Genomic DNA, 19,916 nt, shown 5'->3' with positions numbered 1-19,916 from the left:
GACGAACTTAAGCCTGCGCTTCGGTCGGCTGAGCTGCAGCCGCCTTCTTGGCTTCTTCGCGCTGAACTTCCTTCATCATCGGCGACGGGCCGGTCTCGGCCTTCTTCATCTTGACGATGAGGTGACGCAGCACGGCGTCGTTGAACTTGAACGCGTGTTCGAGTTCGTCGAGCGTCGTCTGGTCGCACTCGATGTTCATGCAGACGTAGTGAGCCTTCGCGAGTTTCTCGATCATGTAGGCCAGCTGGCGACGGCCCCAGTCTTCGACACGGTGGATCTGGCCGCCGTGCGTCGTGATCGTGGTCTTGTAACGCTCGATCATCGCGGGCACTTGCTCGCTCTGATCGGGGTGCACGATGAATACGATTTCGTAATGACGCATTACACACTCCTTGTGGATTAAAGCCACCCGGGCGTCTGAACCGGTGTGGCAAGTGAGAAGCCGAAGATTCTAACCCGGATACGGGGCGCATGCAACACCGATCGACGATTTCCGACCGGATTCGGCCATGTTTTCAAAGACTTGAACGGCGCCGACAGCCGAAAAGGCCGTCGGCGCACCTGTTCATGAATCGGGGACGGAGCATCGCGCATGGGATAACGTTCCGGCGACGCGGCCTGCCGTCACTCGCTGCGCGCCCCGCCCAGTCGCGCGTCGAGCGCCGTCCTGAACGCGTCCAGCGCCGACGGCTCGGCGTCGGTCACGGCCCACCACGTCATCCCGGCCGCATCCCAGCGGTCGAGCGCGTACCCCTGCGACACGGCCGCATACGGCGCAGCTTGCCGCCCGACGCCGGCCGGCCACACGTACACGTCGATCACGTGCTGCCGATACCGGTAGACGAGCACTGCGACGCGACGCCGCCCGACATAGTCGAGCCGCCCCCCGGCCAGCGGGAAACCGCTCGCCGACAGGTCCTCGACCGGCGGCGCATAGTCGAGTCGGCCGTTGAACCACGGCTTGACCGTATGCCGGTCGGTCGAGATCACGTCGATGTCGCGCGCCGACAGGCCGGCCCGAACGTGGCTCGCGACCAGTTCGTCGACCGTCTGGCCGGTTTCGGCGTGGCGCGTGGACACCACCATCCCGGCGGCCGCGGCCAGCGCGATCACCAGCGCCATGCCCCAGCCGAGTCCCGGCAGCGCCGGGACACGCGGCCCCGGCCCGGCAGGCGCCGGGCGAGCCGGCTCGCCGCGCCCGGTCGGCCATGAAAACCAGCGGCGACCGTTCGGTCGAGGCCGCGGCCGCGCCGCCACGTCAGGCCCAGGTGCCGCGTGGGCCTGGCTGCGCTCTCCCGCGCCGCCCGCCGCCGGCAGCCCCGCGAGGATGCTCGCCCGCAGCGCATTCGGCGCGCGATGATAGTCGGCCTGCCGCACGATCCGCCCCAGCGCGACGATTCGTTCGCGTTCGCGGCGGCACGCGTCGCACCCTTCGACATGCCGCTGGATGCGCAATGCATCGGGCGCCGACAGCTCGCGGTCGACGTCCGCGTCCAGCAACGCTCGCGCTTCGTTACAGTCCATCGATCGCCTCCGATGCGGTTCCGCTTGCCGACGCTCGTCCCGGCGCGGGTTTGGACGTCGACGCCGGCGCCGCCGCGTCGCCCAGCAGCGCGGCGAGCCTGCGCCGGCCGCGCGCAAGCCGCGACATCACGGTGCCGACGGGCACGTCGGCGATCGCCGCGATCTCGCGGTAACTCAAATCCTCCATCTCGCGCAGCACCAGCACCTCGCGATATTCGGGCGCCAGCTTCGCGAGCGCCGTGTTCACGAGCCGCACGTTCTCGCCGCGCAGCAACTGCGCGAGCGGATCCTCGGTCGCCGGCTGCCAGTCGTCGGGCACCTCCGTGTCGTCGAGCGTATCCGGCAATGCAACCTCGTGCGCGTGGGTACGGCGGCGCCATTCGGTGTACCAAGTGTGGCGCACGATCGTCAGCAGCCACGGCCGCGCGTTGTCGCCGCGGCACGAGTCGACGAAGCGCAGCGCGCGCATGCACGCGTCCTGGACGACGTCGTCCGCGTCGCCCGCATTGCCGCTCAGCCAGCGCGCGAGGTTGTACGCGGCGTCAAGATGCGGCAGCACGAGCGCGCGAAACCGCTCGCCGCGCGCGACCGCGTCGCCCTCCGTCCGTTCGTCGACCGCCTGTCCGGCTTGCCCCACATGGCCTCCCTCGTCCCGGCGGCCGAAGCCGCGCCCGTTCCGCGCCCGGTGCCCGGACAGACCGGCAGCGTGCGCACTCGATGACCTTACCGCCGCTGCGTCGAGTTTATTCCCGCATGCAGCCGACGATGCGCAAAAAAATGCCGGAACCTGCCGCGCCCGTTACGGCGTGGTGCTCCAGTAGCCTGGGCGCGCATACGCTTCGCGCAGGTAGTCGATGAAGTAGCGCACGCGCGCGGGCACGTAGCGTTGCTGCGGATAGACCGCGAGGATGTCGTAGTCCGGCAGCGCATATTCGTCGAGCACCGTCTCGAGTTCGCCCGTCTCGAGCTGCGCGGCAATTTCCCAAGTCGAGCGCCAGCCGAGCCCGAGGCTTTCCGCCACCCAGCGATGCAGCAGCTCGCCGTCGTTGCAGTCGAGATTGCCGGCCACCCGCATCGTCACGATCTTGCCGTGGCGCTGGAAATACCAGCCGCGGTTCTGGCCCCCCTGCAGGTTGAAGGCGAGACAGTTGTGCCTGAGCAGGTCGTCGAGCGACTTCGGCCGGCCGTGGCGGCGGAAATAGTCGGGCGTGCCGCACACGACACGCCGGTTCGACGCGAGCTTTACCGCGACGAAGTTCGGGTCGACCGAGCCGCCGATCCGGATCGACAGGTCGTAGCCTTCGCGCACGAGATCGACGACGCGATCGGTCAGGTTGAACGACAGCTGCATTTCCGGCTTGTCGACGAGGAAACCGGGCGCGTGCGGCGCCACGTGCTTGCGGCCGAACGCGGCCGGCGCGGATACGATCAGGTGCCCGCTGACCGCGCGGCGGCCGGCGGCCAGCTCGTTCTCGGCCTGGTCCCATTCGGACAGCAGCCCGCGGCAGCGCTCGAGGAACGCGGCGCCCTCCTCGCTCACCACCAGCCGCCGCGTCGAGCGGTACATCAGCTTCACGCCGAGGCGCTTCTCCAGCGCGTCGATGCGCCGCCCGAGCACCACCGGCGACACACCCTCCTCGAGCGCGGCCGCCGCGAGGCTGCCCGCGTCCGCGACCCGCACGAACGTCTCGATCTGCTTGAAACGATCCATCTCCCGTCTCCGTCCCGGCTCCGACACCGGCGGGAAGCCCCGTCCGGCCGTCATTCCATACTTTTAGTTTCGAAATAAGCGACTTCGGCTGATCTTATCAAACCTTTCCTGCGTCCCTAAAGTGTTCCCAACAGACCGATTCGCAAGATCCGCACATTCAAGGAGACATTCATGGCCAAGATGAGAGCCGTCGACGCAGCCGTACTCGTGCTCGAGAAGGAAGGCATCCAGACCGCATTCGGCGTGCCGGGCGCGGCAATCAACCCGTTCTATTCCGCGATGCGCAAGTCGGGCGGCATCAGCCACGTGCTGGCCCGCCACGTCGAGGGTGCGTCGCACATGGCCGAAGGCTTCACGCGCGCCGCGCCGGGCAACATCGGCGTGTGCATCGGCACGTCGGGCCCCGCCGGCACCGACATGATCACCGGCCTCTACTCCGCATCGGCCGACTCGATTCCGATCCTCGCGATCACGGGCCAGGCACCGCGTGCGCGCCTGTACAAGGAAGACTTCCAGGCCGTCGACATCGAGTCGATCGCGAAGCCCGTCACCAAATGGGCCGTCACCGTGCGCGAGCCGGCGCTGGTGCCGCGCGTGTTCCAGCAGGCGTTCCATCTGATGCGCTCGGGCCGCCCGGGCCCGGTGCTGGTCGACCTGCCGATCGACGTGCAGCTCGCCGAGATCGAATTCGACATCGACACTTACGAACCGCTGCCGGTCTACAAGCCCGCGGCGACCCGCGCGCAGATCGAGAAGGCGCTCGCGATGCTCAACGACGCGGACAAGCCGCTGATCGTGTCGGGCGGCGGCGTGCTCAACGCGGCGGCCGAAGACCTGCTCGTCCAGTTCGCCGAAACGATCGGCGTGCCCGTGATCCCGACGCTGATGTCGTGGGGCGCGATTCCGGACGACCACCCGCTGATGGCTGGCATGGTCGGCCTGCAGACGTCGCACCGCTACGGCAACGCGACGATGCTCGCGTCCGACTTCGTGCTCGGCATCGGCAACCGCTGGGCGAACCGCCACACGGGCAGCGTCGAGGTCTACACGAAGGGCCGCAAGTTCGTGCACGTCGACATCGAGCCGACCCAGATCGGCCGCGTGTTCGGCCCGGATCTCGGCATCGTGTCGGATGCGAAGGCCGCGCTGGAGCTGTTCGTCGCCGTCGCGCAGGAATGGAAGGCCGCCGGCAAGCTGAAGGACCGCAGCGCGTGGGTGTCCGAGTGCCAGGAACGCAAGCGCACGCTGCAGCGCAAGACCCACTTCGACAACGTGCCGGTCAAGCCGCAGCGCGTGTACGAAGAAATGAACAAGGTGTTCGGCCGCGACACGTGCTACGTCAGCACGATCGGCCTGTCGCAGATCGCCGCCGCGCAGTTCCTGCACGTGTTCAAGGCGCGCAACTGGATCAATTGCGGCCAGGCCGGCCCGCTCGGCTGGACGATCCCCGCCGCGCTCGGCGTGCGTGCGGCCGACCCGCGCCGTCCGATCGTCGCGCTGTCGGGCGACTACGACTTCCAGTTCATGATCGAGGAGCTGGCCGCCGGCGCGCAATTCAAGCTGCCGTACGTGCACGTCGTCGTGAACAACTCGTACCTCGGCCTGATTCGCCAGGCGCAGCGTGCGTTCGACATGGACTACTGCGTGCAGCTTGCGTTTGACAACGTCAACGCACCGGAGCTGAACGGCTATGGCGTCGACCACGTGGCGGTCGCCGAAGGCCTCGGCTGCAAGGCGCTGCGCGTGTTCAAGCCGGAAGAGATCGAGCCGGCGCTGAAGCAGGCGCAGGCGCTCGCGGAAGAGTTCAGCGTGCCGGTCGTCGTCGAAGTGATCCTCGAGCGCGTGACGAACATCTCGATGGGCACCGAAATCGACGCGATCAACGAGTTCGAGGAACTCGCCGAGAAGGCCGAACACGCGCCGACCGCGATCTCGATGCTCGACTGATCCGCACGACATTTTTTGACTGACCGACCGAAGAGGCTTAGCTCATGCCGAAGTTTGCTGCAAACCTGACCATGCTGTTCAACGAAGTGCCGTTCCTCGACCGCTTCAAGGCGGCCGCGGACGCGGGCTTCGACGCCGTCGAGTTCCTGTTCCCGTACCCGTACGCGAAAGAGGAGCTCGCCGAACGGCTCGAGACGCACCGCCTGCGCCTCGTGCTGCACAACCTGCCCGCCGGCAACTGGGACCAGGGCGAGCGCGGCATCGCGTGCCTGCCCGATCGCGTCGGCGAGTTCCAGGAAGGGGTTGGCCGTGCGATCGAGTACGCGAAGGCGCTGAAGGTGCCGCAGCTGAACTGCCTCGTCGGCATTCCGTCGGCGAGCACGGCGCGCGACAAGACGTTCGTCACGATCGTCGACAACCTGCGCTTCGCCGCCGACGCGCTGAAGCGCGAAGGCATCCGTCTGCTGGTCGAGCCGTGCAACAGCTTCGACATCCCCGGTTTCGCGCTGAACCGCTCGTCCGAAGGGCTCGACGTGATCCGCGCGGTCGGCTCGGACAACCTGTTCCTGCAGTACGACATCTATCACATGCAGCGCATGGAAGGCGAACTGGCCGCGACGATCGAACGCAACCTCGCATCGATCGGCCACGTCCAGCTCGCGGACAACCCGGGCCGCAACGAGCCGGGTACGGGCGAGATCAATTACGCGTTCCTGTTCGCGCTGCTCGACCGGCTCGGCTACGCCGGCTATGTCGGCTGCGAATACAAGCCTCGCACCACCACGACGGAAGGGCTCGGCTGGCTGCAAAGCGTCGCCGGCTGCGCACCGGGCTCGGCGCGTCGCGCCGCCTGAGATCCGCCCTTCCCGCGGCTTTCCCACATACGCCCCAATAGGAGACTTTCACACATGGCAACCATCGGTTTCATCGGCCTCGGCATCATGGGCGCGCACATGGCGCGCAACCTGCTCAAGGGCGATCATCAGCTCGTCGTGAACGGTGCGTTCCCGATTCCCGACGACCTGCGCGCCAGCGCGAAGGTCGTCGCGAACTCGACCGAAGTCGCGCAGAACGCCGACATCATCATCTCGATGGTGCCGGACACGCCCGACGTGCGTAACGTGCTGTTCGCCGACGACGGCGTCGCGAAGGGTCTGACGGCCGGCAAGCTCGTGATCGACATGAGCTCGATCTCGCCGCTCGACACGCAGGAATTCGCGAAGCAGATCAACGCGCTCGGCTGCGACTACCTCGACGCGCCGGTGTCCGGCGGCGAAGTCGGCGCCCGCGAAGCGACGCTGACGATCATGGTCGGCGGCCCGGAGAAAGCCTTCGAGCGCGCGAAGCCGCTGTTCGAGAAGATGGGCAAGAACATCACGCTCGTCGGCGACAACGGCGCGGGCCAGACCTGCAAGGTCGCGAACCAGATCATCGTCGCGCTGAACATCGAAGCGGTCGGCGAAGCGCTGCTGTTCGCCGCCCGCTCGGGCGCCGATCCGGAGCGCGTGCGCCAGGCGCTGATGGGCGGCTTCGCCGCGTCGCGCATCCTCGAAGTGCACGGCGCGCGCATGACGAAGCGCACGTTCGATCCGGGCTTCCGCATCGAGCTGCACCAGAAGGACCTGAACCTCGCGCTCGACGGCGCACGCAAGCTCGGCCTCGCGCTGCCGCACACGGCGAGCGCGCAGCAGCTGTTCAGCGTGTGCGCATCGCACGGCGGCAAGGCGTGGGATCACTCGGCACTCGTGCGTGCGCTCGAGATCATGTCCAACTTCGAGATCGGCCAGACGCCGGCCGCGTAACGCCGACGCAACGACGCGCGTATCGCTGCAACGGCGAACGCGTGACGCACACACGCGATCCGGCTACGGCCGGTCGCATCGATGCGCGCCTGCGCGTGCATCACGATGGGGCGCCCCGCCGCGCATTGCTGAAATGCGTGCATGGCGGGGCGAAAAACGCCGCTCTGGGCTGAGAGCGGCGTGGTGGGGTCCGCAGCGGCACCCGGCGACGCCGGGGAAGCCTTGGTCGGTCAGACGTCGTCGTCGGGTGTCCGCCTGTCGGATTTCGCGTATTACACTTCTTTACGTTCGGGCGTGCGATTTTTCATGCAATCGTCGCGATGAACGCCTACACTTTCGCCACGCCTTTCGAGAAATCCGCCGCGCCTGCGCTCACTCCGGTGATCGCGCCCAGCGCGGTGTTTTTTTCGCCACTTCACGGCGCGTTTTCTTTTCAACCACCTAGGGAGTGCAGCGATGGGTCTTCTTTCGTTTATCAAAGAGGCGGGTGAAAAACTGCTGGGTCACGCCGATGCGCAAGCAGCGGAAGATCCGAATGCCGCGAACCAGACCGCGGCCGATGCGATCAAGAACTACATCAACACGCAAGGTCTCGACACGTCGAACCTGACGGTCGCGTTCGACGGCGCATCGCGCACCGTCACGCTGTCGGGCAGCGTCGCCGACCTCGACACGAAGGCGAAGGTCAAGGTCGCCGCAGGCAACGTGCAAGGCGTCGCGGGTGTCAACGACGACGATCTGCAGCCGGACGATCCGGAAGTTCAGTACCACGACGTGAAGCCGGGCGACACGCTGTCGGCGATCGCCAAGGAAGTGTACGGCGACGCGAACAAGTACCCGGCGATCTTCGAGGCGAACAAGCCGATGCTGTCGAGCCCGGACCGGATCTATCCGGGCCAGAAGCTCGTTATTCCGCCGCAGTCCTGAGCATTCGCGCAGCACTGACGCAAAAAAGGCAGGCCGATGGCCTGCCTTTTTTTCATGCGCGCCGCCCGATCGGCGGCCAGCGGTCACAGCGTGTCGAATGCGCGTTGCAGCGCGTCGCGCCCGTTCATGCCGTTCGCGAGCGCGAGCATCAGCAGCACGCGTGCCTTGAACGGGCTCAGCGACCCGGCGCTCACGAAACCGAGCGCGTCGTCGTTCGCGGCGCCGTTGCGCATCACGTGCCCCGAGCCGACGCGCGACGCACGCACCACGGCGACACCCGCTTTCGCCGCATCGGCGAGCGCCGCCTGCAGCGTCGCGTGGATCGACCCGTTGCCGGTGCCCGCGACGACGAGGCCGCGCACGCCGGCCGCGACGAGCGCGTCGACGGCCGTGCGCGTCACGCCCGCATAGCTCGCGACGACTTCGACCGGCGGCCACGTGGCCGCGATCGCCAGGTGCGCATCGCGCGAACGCGTCACGCGGCGCGCGAATTCGACGCGGCCGTCCTGCACCCAGCCGAGCGCGCCCAGTTCCGGCGACTGGAATGCGTCGACCGCGTAAGTGCTCGTCTTCACGACGTCGCGCGCGCCGTGGATCCGGTTGTTGAACGCGACGAGCACGCCCTGCCCGCGCGCGGCCGGGTGAGCGGCGACCGTCACCGCGTTCAGCAGGTTCAGCGGCCCGTCGGACGACAGCGCGGTGGCCGGCCGCATCGCGGCCGTCAGCACGACCGGCTTGTCGCCGGTCACGACCAGATGCAGCGCGTACGCGGTTTCCTCGAGCGTGTCGGTACCGTGGGTGATCACGATGCCGTCGATCGCCGGATCGGCCATCAGCGCGTCGATGCGCGCGGCGAGCGTATTCCACAGCGGCAGCACCAGATCCTTGCTGTCGATGCTGGCGACCTGCTCGGCATCGATGCGCGCGACCGACGCGAGCGCCGGCACCGCGTCGAGCAGGAAATTGACGCCGAGCGCGCCGGCCTGATAGCCGGCCGTGCTGGCGGCGTCCGGCGCGGCGCCGGCGATCGTGCCGCCGGTGGCGAGTACGGCGATGCGCGGCAGCGCCGGCGCGGACGAAGAAGTTGCGGAGTTCGGAGTATTCATGGCCGCGATTGTAATGGCTCGCGGCGGGCATCCGGTAGGTCACGTTCGCGAGACCGGAGCCGAACGCGTCGCGTCATGGTTTGTCCCGATCGCCGGCGAGCGCACGCCGTCAACGGCCACGCCGCCCGCCGCGTTATAGGAATGCCGTTTTGGTGTTTTCACATTGATTTGCCATAATCGGAGCGCGCGGCGCGATGTGACCCTGTTCCGTTGCGCCGGGCTTCGTGACGGCGTCGATATAAAACGCAATTCACCCCATGGGAGTGTCGAAATGAAAATCCAATCGCTCGTAGCCGCAGTGCTTCTCGGCGGCATGCTGGCTTCCCCCGCTTTCGCGGCGAACAGCCAGCAGGACAAGATGAAGGCCTGTAACACCCAGGCCGCCGGCAAGACGGGCGACGAACGCAAGGCGTTCATGAAGGACTGCCTGTCGGCCAAGCCCGCGAAGAAGATGTCGCAGCAGGAAAAGATGAAGGCCTGCAACACCCAGGCCGCCGACAAGAAGGGCGACGACCGCAAGGCGTTCATGAAGAGTTGCCTGAGCAGCCAGCCGGCCGCCTGAGTTCCGGCGCTCCCGCGCGAATGCCGCGCACCGCTTCGGCGGGCGCGGCATTTTTATTTTCGTTGCACGCGCATCGACGCGCGCGATGACGCCGGATGCGTTGCCGTGCCGTCCGGCCGACGGCATCGCCGCCGTCGCCATATGCTCCACCGCCCTCCCGCCGCACTCTCCCGCGAGCCGTACGAATGCCGCCACATGGTGCGGCAATTCGCCGCGATTTCTTCTATGATGGCTGCAACGCGGCCCACCCAAGTACAAGAAGCGCCATCGGGCCGCCCTCGAGACGGACGCGCACGCCGCGTCAAACGGAGGCATGGATGGCATGGAGACAACACCGCTGGTTCCGCCGCTGGCTGATCGTGATCGTGTTCTGGGCCGTGCCCGTCGCGATCGTCGCCGTGCGCGAGATCCGCGAGGAAATGGCGTACAACAAGGCCGACCTGCAGCTCGCGCTGACCACTTGGCAGCTCACCGATGCACAGCAGGCGGCAGGCGCCGCCGCGAAGTGCCACGGCGATCCTGACGCGGCGCGCGCCGCCGGCTGCCCGGCCGACGTGCTGGCCGCCAACGCGGCACGTCAGCAGGCGGCCCGGGACGAATACGTGGTGCGCCGCAATACGCTCGCCGGTTATCTGTGGCACGCATTCGTCGGCTACTGGGTCGTGCCGGCCGCGTTCCTGTTCGCGTGCGGGGTCGTGATCGCGCTGATCCGCCGCGCGCTGCGGCGCCCGCCGATCAAGCCGCCCGCCCCGCCGGCACCGCCCGTCACGCCGCACTGACGCGCAGCAACGCCCCCTTCCCTTTTCCTGCCGTCCCCGGCCGGCCGCGCGACGTATCGCCGTACGCGCGCCGGTCCGTCCGTTGGCGCGCCGCGACACCCCAAAACGATTTGACGCCTTTTCATGCACGAATGAAAAGGGGTTGTAATCCACTGTGATATAACTGCCGACGTGATCCGCTCCTTGAGCGAGACTCACTCCGAACATCACCCGATGGAGAAGAACGATGCAAAAACGGAACCTTGTGCTGAAAGCCGCCGCTGCGCTCATCGTCGGCAGCCTTGCGCTCACCGGTTGCACCACCACCCCCGACAAGCCCGACAATGCCGCGACCAACGCGTCGAAGCGTCAGGCGATCGACTCGAGCGTCGATGCAACGCTGTCGCGCATGTATTCCACGGTCAAGGGTTCGCGCGAACTCGTCGCGAAGTCGCGCGGCGTGCTCGTGTTCCCGGACGTGATCCAGGCAGGCTTCATCGTCGGCGGCCAGACGGGCAACGGCGCGCTGCGCGTCGGCGGCAGCACGGTCGGCTACTACAACACGTCGTCGCTGTCGGTCGGCCTGCAGGCCGGCGCGCAGTCGAAGGCGATCGTGTTCCTGTTCATGACGCAGGAAGCGCTCGACGAATTCCGCGGCTCGGATGGCTGGGCAGCCGGCGCCGGTGCATCGGTCGCGCTCGTGAAGATGGGCGCGAACGGCGCGGTCGACACGACCACGGCCACCGCGCCGGTCCAGGTCATCGTGCTGACCAATGCCGGCCTGATGGGCGATGTGTCGATCAACGGCACGAAGGTCTCGAAGCTGAAGATCTGACGCCGAGGCGTCCTCGCCCGTGCGCACCGCGCGCGGGCGATGTACAAACGGCGATGTCCTTGCGGGCATCGCCGTTTTTTTATCCGCGCGCGTGACGCGTCAGGTCGTCGAATCGATCACCTTGAAGCGCGAGCGCTTCTGCGCGCGAATCAGCGACTGGTACACGTCGACATACTGCTGCGCCATCCGCCGCGACGTGAAGCGCTCCTCGAAGCGCTGCCGCACGCGTGCGCGCGGCAGCAGGTGCAGCCGGTTCACGGCGGCCACCGCGCTGATCTCGTCTTCGACGATGAAGCCCGACACGCCTTCGTCCAGCACCTCCGGCACCGCGCCGCGATTGAACGCGATCACCGGCGTGCCGCACGACATCGCCTCGATCATCACCAGCCCGAACGGCTCCGGCCAGTCGATCGGAAACAGCAGCGCATGCGCGCCCGACAGGAATTCGGCCTTCTGGTGGTCGGCGATCTCGCCGATGTATTCGACGTGCGGGAGGGCGAACAGCGGCTTGATCTCGCGTTCGAAGTATTCCTGGTCCGCCGCGTCGATCTTCGCTGCGATCCGGATCGGCAGCCCGCACTGGCGTGCGATGCGGATCGCCGTGTCGACCCGCTTCTCCGGCGAGATCCGGCCGAGGAACGCGAGATAGCGCGGCTCGACGGGCTGCGGCAGGTACAGTGCGTCGGGCAGCCCGTGGTACACGGTCGTCAGCCATTTCGCCTGCGGCAGCGGCTGGCGCTGCGAATTCGAGATCGAGATCACCGGCGCGGTGTTGAACGTGTCGAACACCGGTTGCTGCTCCGGCAGGTCGAGCCGGCCGTGCAGCGTCGTCACGTACGGCGTGTCCTGCCGGTTGAAAACCGAAAACGAGTAGTAGTCCATGTGGAAATGGAGCACGTCGAAATCCTTCGCGCGGCGCGCGACCGTCTCCATCAGCAGCATGTGCGGGGCGACGCGATCGCGGATCGACGAGTCGAGCCGCAACGCGCGCGGCCACACCGGTTCGAGCCTGGCCCGGGTCGTCGAATCGCCGCTGGCGAACAGCGTCACGTCATGGCCGAGGTCGACGAGCGCCTCGGTGATGTAGGACACGACGCGTTCCGTGCCGCCGTACAGCTTCGGCGGCACGGATTCGGTCAGCGGGGCGATCTGGGCAATTCTCATGGTCCACGTCTCCTGTGTCCTCGGTCGGCCGGCACGGGGGGCAGATGCACACCGCGCTGCATGCGGCATGCGGCCGGCATCGCGCCGGCCGAACATCCCATTATTATTCGCGATCCCGATGCCCGGAAGCATCGGGCTTTCATTTTATGGACGTTGTTACAGACAGGATACATTCGCCCGCAGGCCGCCCATACCGCTTCGGGACGGCCGGACCGGCGCGACGGGCATCCGGCGACGGGCGACCGACGGCCTGTCGCCGGCGGGCCGCGCACACCGCCCCGCCCGTCAGCGGGACGGCCACTTCCACGGCGGCAGGTTGCGCGTATCCGCGTCGACGAGCACGGTCGCGCCGAGCTGCTTGTCGAGCACCAGCGACTCGCAGCCGGCCTCGCGTTCGAGCGTCGCGATGAGCCGCGCCGCGTGCGACACGACCAGCACCTGCGAACGTTGCGCGGCCTGCGCGATCAGGCGGCCGAGCGCCGGCAGCAGATCGGGGTGCAGGCTCGTCTCCGGTTCATTCAGCACCATCAGCGCGGGCGGCCGCGGCGTCAGCAGCGCGGCCGCGAGCAGCAGATAGCGCAGCGTGCCGTCCGACAGCTCGGCGGCCGACAATGGCCGAAGCAGCCCCGGCTGGCGCATCAGCACGTCGAAGCGGCCGCGGCCGCCCGGGTTGTCGATGTCGATCGAGGCGCCGGGAAACGCGTCGTCGATCGCCGCATCGAGCGCGGCGGCATCCCCGATTTCGCGAATCGTCTGCAGCGCGGCGGCCAGGTCCGCGCCGTCGTCCGCGAGCACCGGCGTGTGGGTGCCGATGTGCGACTGCCGGGCCGGCGCCTGCGCATCCGTGCGGAAATGGTCGTAGAAGCGCCACGACCGGATCCGCTCGCGCACCGCGATCATCTCCGGCGCGCCGACCGGATCGGCGAACTCGGTCATCATGCTGTCGAAGCTCGCGACCGGCTGCGGCACCGTGTGCCAGTCGCCCGACCCGGTGCGCGCGCGAATCTGCGCGCCCTGCCGGTCGACCAGCAGCGTCGACGGGCGCAGCAGCGCGCCGCCCCAGATGCATTCGCGCTTCACGACGGGATCGAGCGAGAACTGCGAACGGCTCGGGACCGGCAGGCCGAGATCGATCGCATAACCGAAATCGTCGCCCGCGAAACCGAGCTTGAGGCTCACGGGCCCGTTGCGCACCGTACCGGTCACCGGCATTTCGCCGCTCAGCATGGCGCGCGAAAAGCGCTCGGGGCCGGCCCAGAGCGTCGACGGCAACCCGCCTTCGCGCGCGAGCGACGGAATCACGCGCCCCTGCGCCGTATCGGCGAGCAGCCGCAGCGCGCGGTACACGCTCGACTTGCCGCTGCCGTTCGGCCCCGTGACGACGGTGAGCGCCGCGAGCGGCACGATCAGCTCGCGCAGCGAGCGGTAGTTGGCGATGGCGAGCGTGTTCAGCGCGGTCATGGAAAGGAGGATCGGCACGCGTTCAGCGGCCTTCGGTGGCCTTTGGATCGGCCGCGGTGTTGGCCGCCGTGCTGGCGGCGGGCGGCCGCGCGTGCGGCCGTTCGGGGTTCGGCTCGTCCAGCGCCGCATCGTGCGGATACAGCTCCATCCGGCTGCGCGGCAGGCATTGCGGAAAACGCGCCTGCAGGTAGGCGATCAAGCCCTCGCGCACGCGACAGCGCAGATCCCAGCACGCCGACGAGTAGGCCGCGCTGACGAGCGCGCGCAACTGCATCGTGCGCTCGGTCGCGTCGGTCACCTGCAGCACCTGCACGCGGCCGTCCCACTCGGGCGCCGCATGGACGAGCCGCGCGAGTTCCTCGCGCAGCGGTGCGAGCGGCGTGCGGTAGTCGACCGACAGGTACACCGTGCCGATGATCTCCGAGCTGCTGCGCGTCCAGTTCGTGAACGGGTTTTCGATGATCCACTGCAGCGGAACGACGAGCCGGCGCTGGTCCCACAGCCGCACCGACACGAACGAGCCCGTGATTTCCTCGATGCGGCCCCACTCGCCCTGGATCACGACGACGTCGTCGAGCCGGATCGGCTGCGTGAGCGCGATCTGCAGCCCGGCGATCAGGTTGCCGAGCACTGGCCGCGCGGCGATGCCCGCAACCAGCCCCGCGACGCCGGCCGACGCCAGCAGGCTCGCGCCGACCTGGCGCACGTTCGGGAACGTCATCAGCGCGGCGCCGGTGCCGATGATCACGATCAGCACCATGACGGTTCGCACGAGCACCTTGGCCTGCGTGTGGACGCGTCGTGCGTGGAGATTGTCGGCCGCGTCCATCGGATGGGCCTGGATGATCGCGTCGCCGACGCCGGCCGCGAGCCGCACCAGCAGCCAGGTCAGCGACACGATGGAACCGACCGCGGCCGCGGTGCGCATCCCGCCCACGAACGACATGCCTTCGTCCGCCTGGATCCACAGGAACTCGAGCGCGAGCAGCGCGAGCGTGACGAGCGACGGTTTGTCGATGTAGCGCAGGATCACGCTCATCAACGGATACGGTTGCGCGATGCGCTTGACGATGCGTGCGCCGACACGGTGCACGATCACGACGACAAGCACGACGATGACCGACACGCCCAGCGTGCCGAGCCACGCATGCAATGGCGCATCGGCGATGCGCTGCAATTCCTCGATTGAAATCATCGGCGCCCGGGATGCTTCGGTTATGAGGCGCGGCGGCCTCGTCCTGGATGCGTCGGCGACGTCCGGGCAACGCGCGCGCCCGGCCGCGGCGTCAGATCAGCTGCCGCCCCTGCACGGGAACGCCTTGCCGAGACCGAGCGACACCGCGGTGCTCGCGTTGTAGTCGGCCAGCTTCGGGTTCTCCGCGATGTACTTGCGCACCGCGTCGGTCATCTGCTGCGCCCGGATGTCGGGCGGCAGGCAGAAATACTGACCGACGCGCGGCCCCGTGGTGCCGCCGATCGCGTCGATCGTGTTGTAGACGCCATCGGCGGCGCCTTCGATGTAGGCCGCGCACGACGCCCGCGACTTGACGTCCGTCTTCGCGCACAGCCGGTCGAGATCCGCGCCCGTGAAAGCCGCCGCCGACAACGGCACGGCGAACGCCGCGGCACAAAACATAGCCCGCAACATGGTGTTCCTTATGTCAATGCGGCCCGGGGGCCGCTTGCTGCGCTGACCGGCGCGGCGGCCGGACGCCCACGGACGGCCGGATTCCAGCCGTCCGGGCGCTGCGCCACCGCGCCGAAACCGTCATTTTGCACTCTTTTGGGCATCTGCCGGCGCCGACGCACCGACGCGCACCGTCCGCTTGCTCAGGATGTCGATCGCGTCCGGCGCCTTGTAGTGCTTCGCGAACTCGAGCGCGGTGATGCCGAGCTGGTTCTTCACCTGCGGATCGGCACCCTGGTCGAGCAGCAGGTTGACCGTCGTCGCGTGGTTCCCGCGCGCGGCCATCATCAGCGGCGTCGTGCCGTTCGGCGATGCGGTGTCGATATACGCGTCGTGGTCGAGCAGGATCTTGACGACCTCGTCCTGGCCGTTGGTCGCCGCGTAATGCAGCGGCGCCCAGCCCTTCTTGCTGACTTCCGCGCCCTTGTCGATCAGCAGCTTGACGAGCCCGACGTCGCCGTTCAGCGATGCGAGCATCAGCGCGTTCTCGCCGGCCTTGTCTTCCTTCTCCAGGTCGACGTTCGGCGTCGTGGCGATCGCGGCGGCAACCTTGTCGGACTTCTCGCGCGCGGCGATCACGAGGATCGGGTCGCCGTTCGGCGCGAGCGTGTTCGGATCGAGCTTGCCGCTCTTGAGCTGCTTGCCGATGTCGGCGATGTCGTCGAACTTGACCGCCTTGACGATCGCGTCGAGCGACTCGGCATGCGCGCCGGCGGCGGCGAAGAGGCCGCTCGCGACGAGCGCGGCGGCGACGAGTGCGCGCTTGGGCAGATATGTGGTCGGCTTCGTCATTGTTGTGGGCTCCTTCCCTGAGTTGTCGGCTGGCCGCGCGTCGTTAGCGGGCGATCTTGAAAAGCCGGAAAAAGTTCTGTGTCGTCGCATCGGCGAGCGCCTCGACGGCAATCCCGCGCTCGGATGCGATAAAGCGTCCGACATGGCTGACGTACGCAGGTTCATTCGGCTTGCCGCGATACGGCACCGGCGCGAGGTACGGCGAGTCGGTTTCGATCAACAGCCGGTCGAGCGGCACGCGCCGCGCGACGTCCTGCACGTCGGTTGCATTCTTGAACGTGACGATCCCCGACAGCGAGATATGGAAGTTCTGCGCGAGCGCCTGCTCGGCGACGGGCCACGGCTCGGTGAAGCAGTGCATCACGCCGCCCGGCACGTCCGCGCGCTCCTCGGCCATGATCCGCAGCGTGTCTTCCGACGACGAGCGCGTATGGACGATCAGCGGCTTCATTGTCGCGGTTGCCGCGCGGATGTGCGTGCGAAAGCGTTCGCGCTGCCACTCCATGTCGGCGATCGAGCGGCCCTCGAGGCGATAGTAGTCGAGGCCCGTCTCGCCGATCGCGACGACCTTCGGGTGCGCGGCCAGCTCGATCAGTTCGGCGAGCGTCGGCTCCCGCGCGTCCTCGTGATCCGGGTGCACGCCGACCGAAGCGTACACGTTGTCGTGCGCCTGCGCGATGGCGAGCACGTCGGGCAGCGTCTCGAAGTCGACCGACACGCACAGCGCGTGCGTGACGTCGTGCTCGCGCATGTTCTCCAGCACGGCAGGCAGGCGGTCGGCGAGACCCTTGAAATTGATGTGGCAGTGAGAGTCGACGAACATCGTGGTTCCTGAATACGGTTGGCGGGCGCTCATGCGCTCGCCGGCAATCGTTTCCTCACGCGAAGGAAACAATACGCGCTCACGCGAACATTTCCCGATAACCGAGAAACAGTTCCTCGAATACGAGCCGGGCATTGAGCGGATGGTTTTCGACCGTCCGCTGGCGCGTCACGGCCTTCATGAAGCGCGCGAACGCATTCGCGTCGACGCCTTCCGCGCACCGCGCGAGCTCGGCCGCCTGCATCGGGAAGTAGCGCGGCGCGCCCGCCATCCGCTGCGCGAGCAGATCGTACAGCCAGCGCTGCAGCCAGCCGAGCACCAGCGGCACCGGCAGCTTCTGCAGCGTCTCGCCGCACGCGAACGGATCGCACGCGGCGCCGGCCGCGAGCTGGCCGAGCGTGAAATCGCGCAGCGGGCGGTTCTCGTCGCTCGCGAGCGCCAGCGCGGCAAGCGGCGCGCCGCCGGCCTCGGCAAGCAGCGCGCGCGCATCGCCGATACCCTGCGCCGCCAGCCACGCCGCGGCCGCGTCGGGCGCCGGCACGGTCATCGGCCACTGCCGGCAGCGGCTGATGATGGTCGGCAGCAGCCGGTCGATGCGCGCCGACACCAGCAGGAACACCACGCCGGACGGCGGCTCCTCCAGCGTCTTCAGCAGCGCGTTCGACGCGGCGACGTTCAGCGCCTCGGCCGGGTACAGCACGACGACGCGCGCGCCGCCGCGGTGCGAACCGACCCCGCAGAAGTCGAGCAACGCACGCACCTGCTCGATCTTGATTTCCTTGCTCGGCGTGCGCGTCTTCTTGCCGCCTTCGTCCGCGTCGGCCGGCTTCGCGTCGTCCGTGGCGCCCGGCGCCTCGCCCGCGAGCGCCTCGGGCAGCACGATCCGGTAGTCCGGATGGTTGCCCTGCGCGAACCACGTGCAGGCCGCGCAGGTGCCGCACGGCTCGCCGTTCGGCTGCGGCGCCTCGCACAGGAAGCCCTGCGCGAGATGCTGCGCGAACTGCAGCTTGCCGATCCCGGCCTGGCCGTGCAGCAGCAGCGCATGCGGCCACTGCGCACGCAGTTGCTGCAGGCGGTTCCAGTCGTCGGTCTGCCACGGATAGATCATGTGGTGCGTTCCTTCGTGTTACAGCGCGGCGAGCACGCGTTCGAGCTGCTGGCGGATTTCGGGAATCGTCTGCGTCGCGTCGACGATCGCGAAACGATGCGGCGCTTCTTCCGCGCGCCGCAGGTATTCGCCGCGGGTGCGCGCGAAGAATGCGTCCGACTCGCTTTCGAACTTGTCGGGCATGCGCGCGGCGCCGCGGCGCTCGCTCGCCACTTGCGGCGCGACGTCGAACAGCACGGTCAGGTCGGGCTGGAAACCGCCCTGCACCCAGCGCTCGAGCGTCTCGAGCTTGTCGCGCGGCAGCCCGCGGCCGCCGCCCTGGTACGCGAACGTGGCGTCGGTGAAGCGATCGGACACGACCCAGTCGCCGCGCGCGAGCGCGGGCTCGATCACGAGCGCGAGGTGCTCGCGGCGCGCGGCGAACATCAGCAGCGCTTCGGTCTCGAGATCCATCGGCTGGTTCAGCAGGATTTCGCGCAGCTTCTCGCCCAGTTGCGTGCCGCCCGGCTCGCGGGTCACGACGACCTGCCGGCCGCTCGCGGCCAGCCTGGCCTGGAGACGTTCGCAGAACCATTGCAGGTGGGTGGTCTTCCCCGCCCCGTCGATGCCTTCGAACGTGATGAATTTACCGCTCGCCATTATTGACCTCGTATGTACTTGTCCACGGCCTTGTTGTGGTCGCCGAGCGTGTCCGAGAACACGCTCGTGCCGTCGCCCTTCGCGACAAAATAGAGCGCGCTCGTCTGGGCCGGATTGATCGCCGCCTGCAGCGCGGCGACGCCCGGCAGGGCGATCGGCGTCGGGGGCAGCCCGCGGCGCGTGTAGGTATTGTAGGGAGTGTCGGCCTGCAGGTCGCGCTTGCGCAGGCGGCCGTCGTACGCATCCCCCAGGCCATAGATCACCGACGGATCGGTCTGCAGCGGCATCCCGATGCGCAGCCGGTTCGCGAACACCGCCGCGACGAACGCGCGATCGGCCGCGTGGCCCGTTTCCTTTTCGACGATCGACGCGATCGTCAGCGCTTCGTAAGGCGTCTTGTACGGCAGTCCGGGCACGCGCGCGGCCCACGCCTCGTCGAGACGCGTCTGCATCAGGTGGTACGCACGCCGGTAGATGTTCAGATCGCTCGTGCCCTTGTCGAACAGGTAGGTGTCGGGGAAGAACAGCCCCTCGCCGCTGCCGCGCTGGATCGCGTTGTCCGGCGCACCGATCGCGCGCAACAGTTCGGCGTCGCTCATGCCGGCCGTCGCGTGCGCGAGATCGGGATTGCCGTCGAGTTCCGCGCGCATCCGCTTGAAGGTCCAGCCTTCGATCACCGTCGCGACGTATTCGTTCACGTCGCCCCGCGCGATCTTCTGCAGCACGTCGTACGGCGTGATGCCTGTCTTGAATTCGTAGTTGCCGGACTTGAGCCGGCTCGACAGCCCGAGCAGGCGCGTCATCGCGACGAAGCCGAGCGGCTCGACCGGAACGCCGCCGCGCTTGAGCTGCAGCGCGACGCTCTTCACGCTGCTGCGCGGCTTGATCGTGACGTCGAGCGACGCGGCACCCAGCAGCAGCGGCCGGGTCGCCCAGTAATACCCGCCGCCCGCGCCGGCAGCGGCCACAACGACGGCCAGCGCCACGACAGTCGCGGCGCATTTCTTCAGTAGGGACATGGAAACGTGACTCAGGTAAGACCCATATAATACTTGCTCGCCTTCGTCAAA

The 19,916-nt window shown here is 67.9% G+C and carries 21 protein-coding genes; 7 read left to right on the top strand and 14 right to left on the bottom strand.

Translation table 11 applies throughout. The features are described 5' to 3' along the window. Positions 1-7: 7 nt before the first annotated feature. From rpsF to HWX25_RS14590, 4 genes are all read right to left on the bottom strand, one after another. Complete coding sequence (gene rpsF, locus HWX25_RS14605) at positions 8-382, bottom strand: 30S ribosomal protein S6 (RefSeq protein ID WP_006755436.1); 375 nt, start codon at positions 380-382, stop codon at positions 8-10. Positions 383-624: 242 nt separating this feature from the next. Continuing rightward, the gene (locus HWX25_RS14600) at positions 625-1,524 is read right to left on the bottom strand and encodes a zf-HC2 domain-containing protein (protein ID WP_175908908.1); all 900 of its coding nucleotides are present in this window, start codon (positions 1,522-1,524) and stop codon (positions 625-627) included. After that, positions 1,514-2,161, bottom strand: coding sequence for an RNA polymerase sigma factor (locus HWX25_RS14595; RefSeq protein ID WP_175908907.1), 648 nt, complete (start codon positions 2,159-2,161; stop codon positions 1,514-1,516). The genes HWX25_RS14600 and HWX25_RS14595 overlap by 11 nt, the downstream gene beginning before the upstream one ends. 162 nt (positions 2,162-2,323) lie before the next feature. Beyond that, positions 2,324-3,235 (bottom strand): LysR family transcriptional regulator, encoded by a 912-nt coding sequence (locus HWX25_RS14590; protein ID WP_059529794.1) that lies wholly within the window; start codon positions 3,233-3,235, stop codon positions 2,324-2,326. A 171-nt stretch (positions 3,236-3,406) separates the two neighbouring features. Between HWX25_RS14590 and gcl the strand changes: the two genes are divergently transcribed. From gcl to lysM, 4 genes are all read left to right on the top strand, one after another. Beyond that, positions 3,407-5,182 carry a glyoxylate carboligase gene (gene gcl / locus HWX25_RS14585; protein ID WP_059529790.1) on the top strand — a complete coding sequence of 592 codons (1,776 nt, stop codon included), beginning with the start codon at positions 3,407-3,409 and terminating at the stop codon, positions 5,180-5,182. 44 nt (positions 5,183-5,226) lie between these two features. Then, positions 5,227-6,036, top strand: coding sequence for a hydroxypyruvate isomerase (hyi, locus tag HWX25_RS14580; RefSeq protein ID WP_011657073.1), 810 nt, complete (start codon positions 5,227-5,229; stop codon positions 6,034-6,036). Between the two features lie 54 nt (positions 6,037-6,090). Then, entirely contained in the window at positions 6,091-6,984 is an 894-nt protein-coding gene (locus tag HWX25_RS14575) for a 2-hydroxy-3-oxopropionate reductase (RefSeq protein ID WP_059693297.1), read from the top strand. Positions 6,985-7,440: 456 nt separating this feature from the next. Then, positions 7,441-7,911 (top strand): peptidoglycan-binding protein LysM, encoded by a 471-nt coding sequence (gene lysM, locus HWX25_RS14570; RefSeq protein WP_021162125.1) that lies wholly within the window; start codon positions 7,441-7,443, stop codon positions 7,909-7,911. Between the two features lie 83 nt (positions 7,912-7,994). Here the strand turns inward: lysM and HWX25_RS14565 are convergent, their stop codons facing one another. Next, positions 7,995-9,017 carry an asparaginase gene (locus tag HWX25_RS14565; RefSeq protein WP_175908906.1) on the bottom strand — a complete coding sequence of 341 codons (1,023 nt, stop codon included), beginning with the start codon at positions 9,015-9,017 and terminating at the stop codon, positions 7,995-7,997. Between the two features lie 271 nt (positions 9,018-9,288). Between HWX25_RS14565 and HWX25_RS14560 the strand changes: the two genes are divergently transcribed. The 3 genes from HWX25_RS14560 to HWX25_RS14550 all read left to right on the top strand — a co-directional run bounded on the left by HWX25_RS14560 (position 9,289) and on the right by HWX25_RS14550 (position 11,172). Continuing rightward, entirely contained in the window at positions 9,289-9,579 is a 291-nt protein-coding gene (locus HWX25_RS14560; protein ID WP_044843641.1) for a PsiF family protein, read from the top strand. A gap of 317 nt (positions 9,580-9,896) precedes the next feature. Further along, positions 9,897-10,358, top strand: a complete 462-nt coding sequence (locus tag HWX25_RS14555) for a hypothetical protein (protein WP_059464355.1) — start codon at positions 9,897-9,899, stop codon at positions 10,356-10,358. 226 nt (positions 10,359-10,584) lie between these two features. Continuing rightward, on the top strand, positions 10,585-11,172 hold the full coding sequence (locus tag HWX25_RS14550; RefSeq protein ID WP_059817611.1) for a YSC84-related protein: 588 nt from the start codon (positions 10,585-10,587) through the stop codon (positions 11,170-11,172). Positions 11,173-11,271: 99 nt separating this feature from the next. Here the strand turns inward: HWX25_RS14550 and HWX25_RS14545 are convergent, their stop codons facing one another. From HWX25_RS14545 to mltG, 9 genes are all read right to left on the bottom strand, one after another. Beyond that, positions 11,272-12,336 carry a glycosyltransferase family 4 protein gene (locus HWX25_RS14545; protein WP_059529776.1) on the bottom strand — a complete coding sequence of 355 codons (1,065 nt, stop codon included), beginning with the start codon at positions 12,334-12,336 and terminating at the stop codon, positions 11,272-11,274. Positions 12,337-12,621: 285 nt separating this feature from the next. Beyond that, complete coding sequence (locus HWX25_RS14540) at positions 12,622-13,797, bottom strand: AAA family ATPase (protein ID WP_175908905.1); 1,176 nt, start codon at positions 13,795-13,797, stop codon at positions 12,622-12,624. Positions 13,798-13,819: 22 nt separating this feature from the next. Continuing rightward, positions 13,820-14,992 (bottom strand): mechanosensitive ion channel domain-containing protein, encoded by a 1,173-nt coding sequence (locus HWX25_RS14535; RefSeq protein ID WP_175908904.1) that lies wholly within the window; start codon positions 14,990-14,992, stop codon positions 13,820-13,822. A gap of 96 nt (positions 14,993-15,088) precedes the next feature. Continuing rightward, the gene (locus tag HWX25_RS14530) at positions 15,089-15,445 is read right to left on the bottom strand and encodes a Rap1a/Tai family immunity protein (protein ID WP_006755340.1); all 357 of its coding nucleotides are present in this window, start codon (positions 15,443-15,445) and stop codon (positions 15,089-15,091) included. 120 nt (positions 15,446-15,565) lie between these two features. Then, positions 15,566-16,276, bottom strand: coding sequence for an ankyrin repeat domain-containing protein (locus HWX25_RS14525; RefSeq protein WP_059817616.1), 711 nt, complete (start codon positions 16,274-16,276; stop codon positions 15,566-15,568). Between the two features lie 43 nt (positions 16,277-16,319). After that, a complete protein-coding gene (locus HWX25_RS14520) occupies positions 16,320-17,099 on the bottom strand; it encodes a TatD family hydrolase (protein WP_059529764.1) in 780 nt (259 codons plus the stop codon). Positions 17,100-17,178: 79 nt separating this feature from the next. Beyond that, the gene (locus HWX25_RS14515) at positions 17,179-18,207 is read right to left on the bottom strand and encodes a DNA polymerase III subunit delta' (protein ID WP_175908903.1); all 1,029 of its coding nucleotides are present in this window, start codon (positions 18,205-18,207) and stop codon (positions 17,179-17,181) included. Between the two features lie 18 nt (positions 18,208-18,225). Continuing rightward, the gene (gene tmk, locus HWX25_RS14510; RefSeq protein ID WP_059529758.1) at positions 18,226-18,846 is read right to left on the bottom strand and encodes a dTMP kinase; all 621 of its coding nucleotides are present in this window, start codon (positions 18,844-18,846) and stop codon (positions 18,226-18,228) included. Beyond that, complete coding sequence (gene mltG / locus HWX25_RS14505; protein ID WP_059529755.1) at positions 18,846-19,865, bottom strand: endolytic transglycosylase MltG; 1,020 nt, start codon at positions 19,863-19,865, stop codon at positions 18,846-18,848. Before mltG ends, tmk begins: the two co-directional genes overlap by 1 nt. Positions 19,866-19,916 lie beyond the last annotated feature (51 nt).

Source organism: Burkholderia sp. BCC1640 (assembly GCF_902833125.1).
In the GTDB taxonomy this organism is placed as follows: Bacteria; Pseudomonadota; Gammaproteobacteria; order Burkholderiales; family Burkholderiaceae; genus Burkholderia; species Burkholderia diffusa.
The sequence above is the reverse complement of the archived record's forward strand: the minus strand, read 5'-3'. Positions and strand labels throughout refer to the sequence as shown.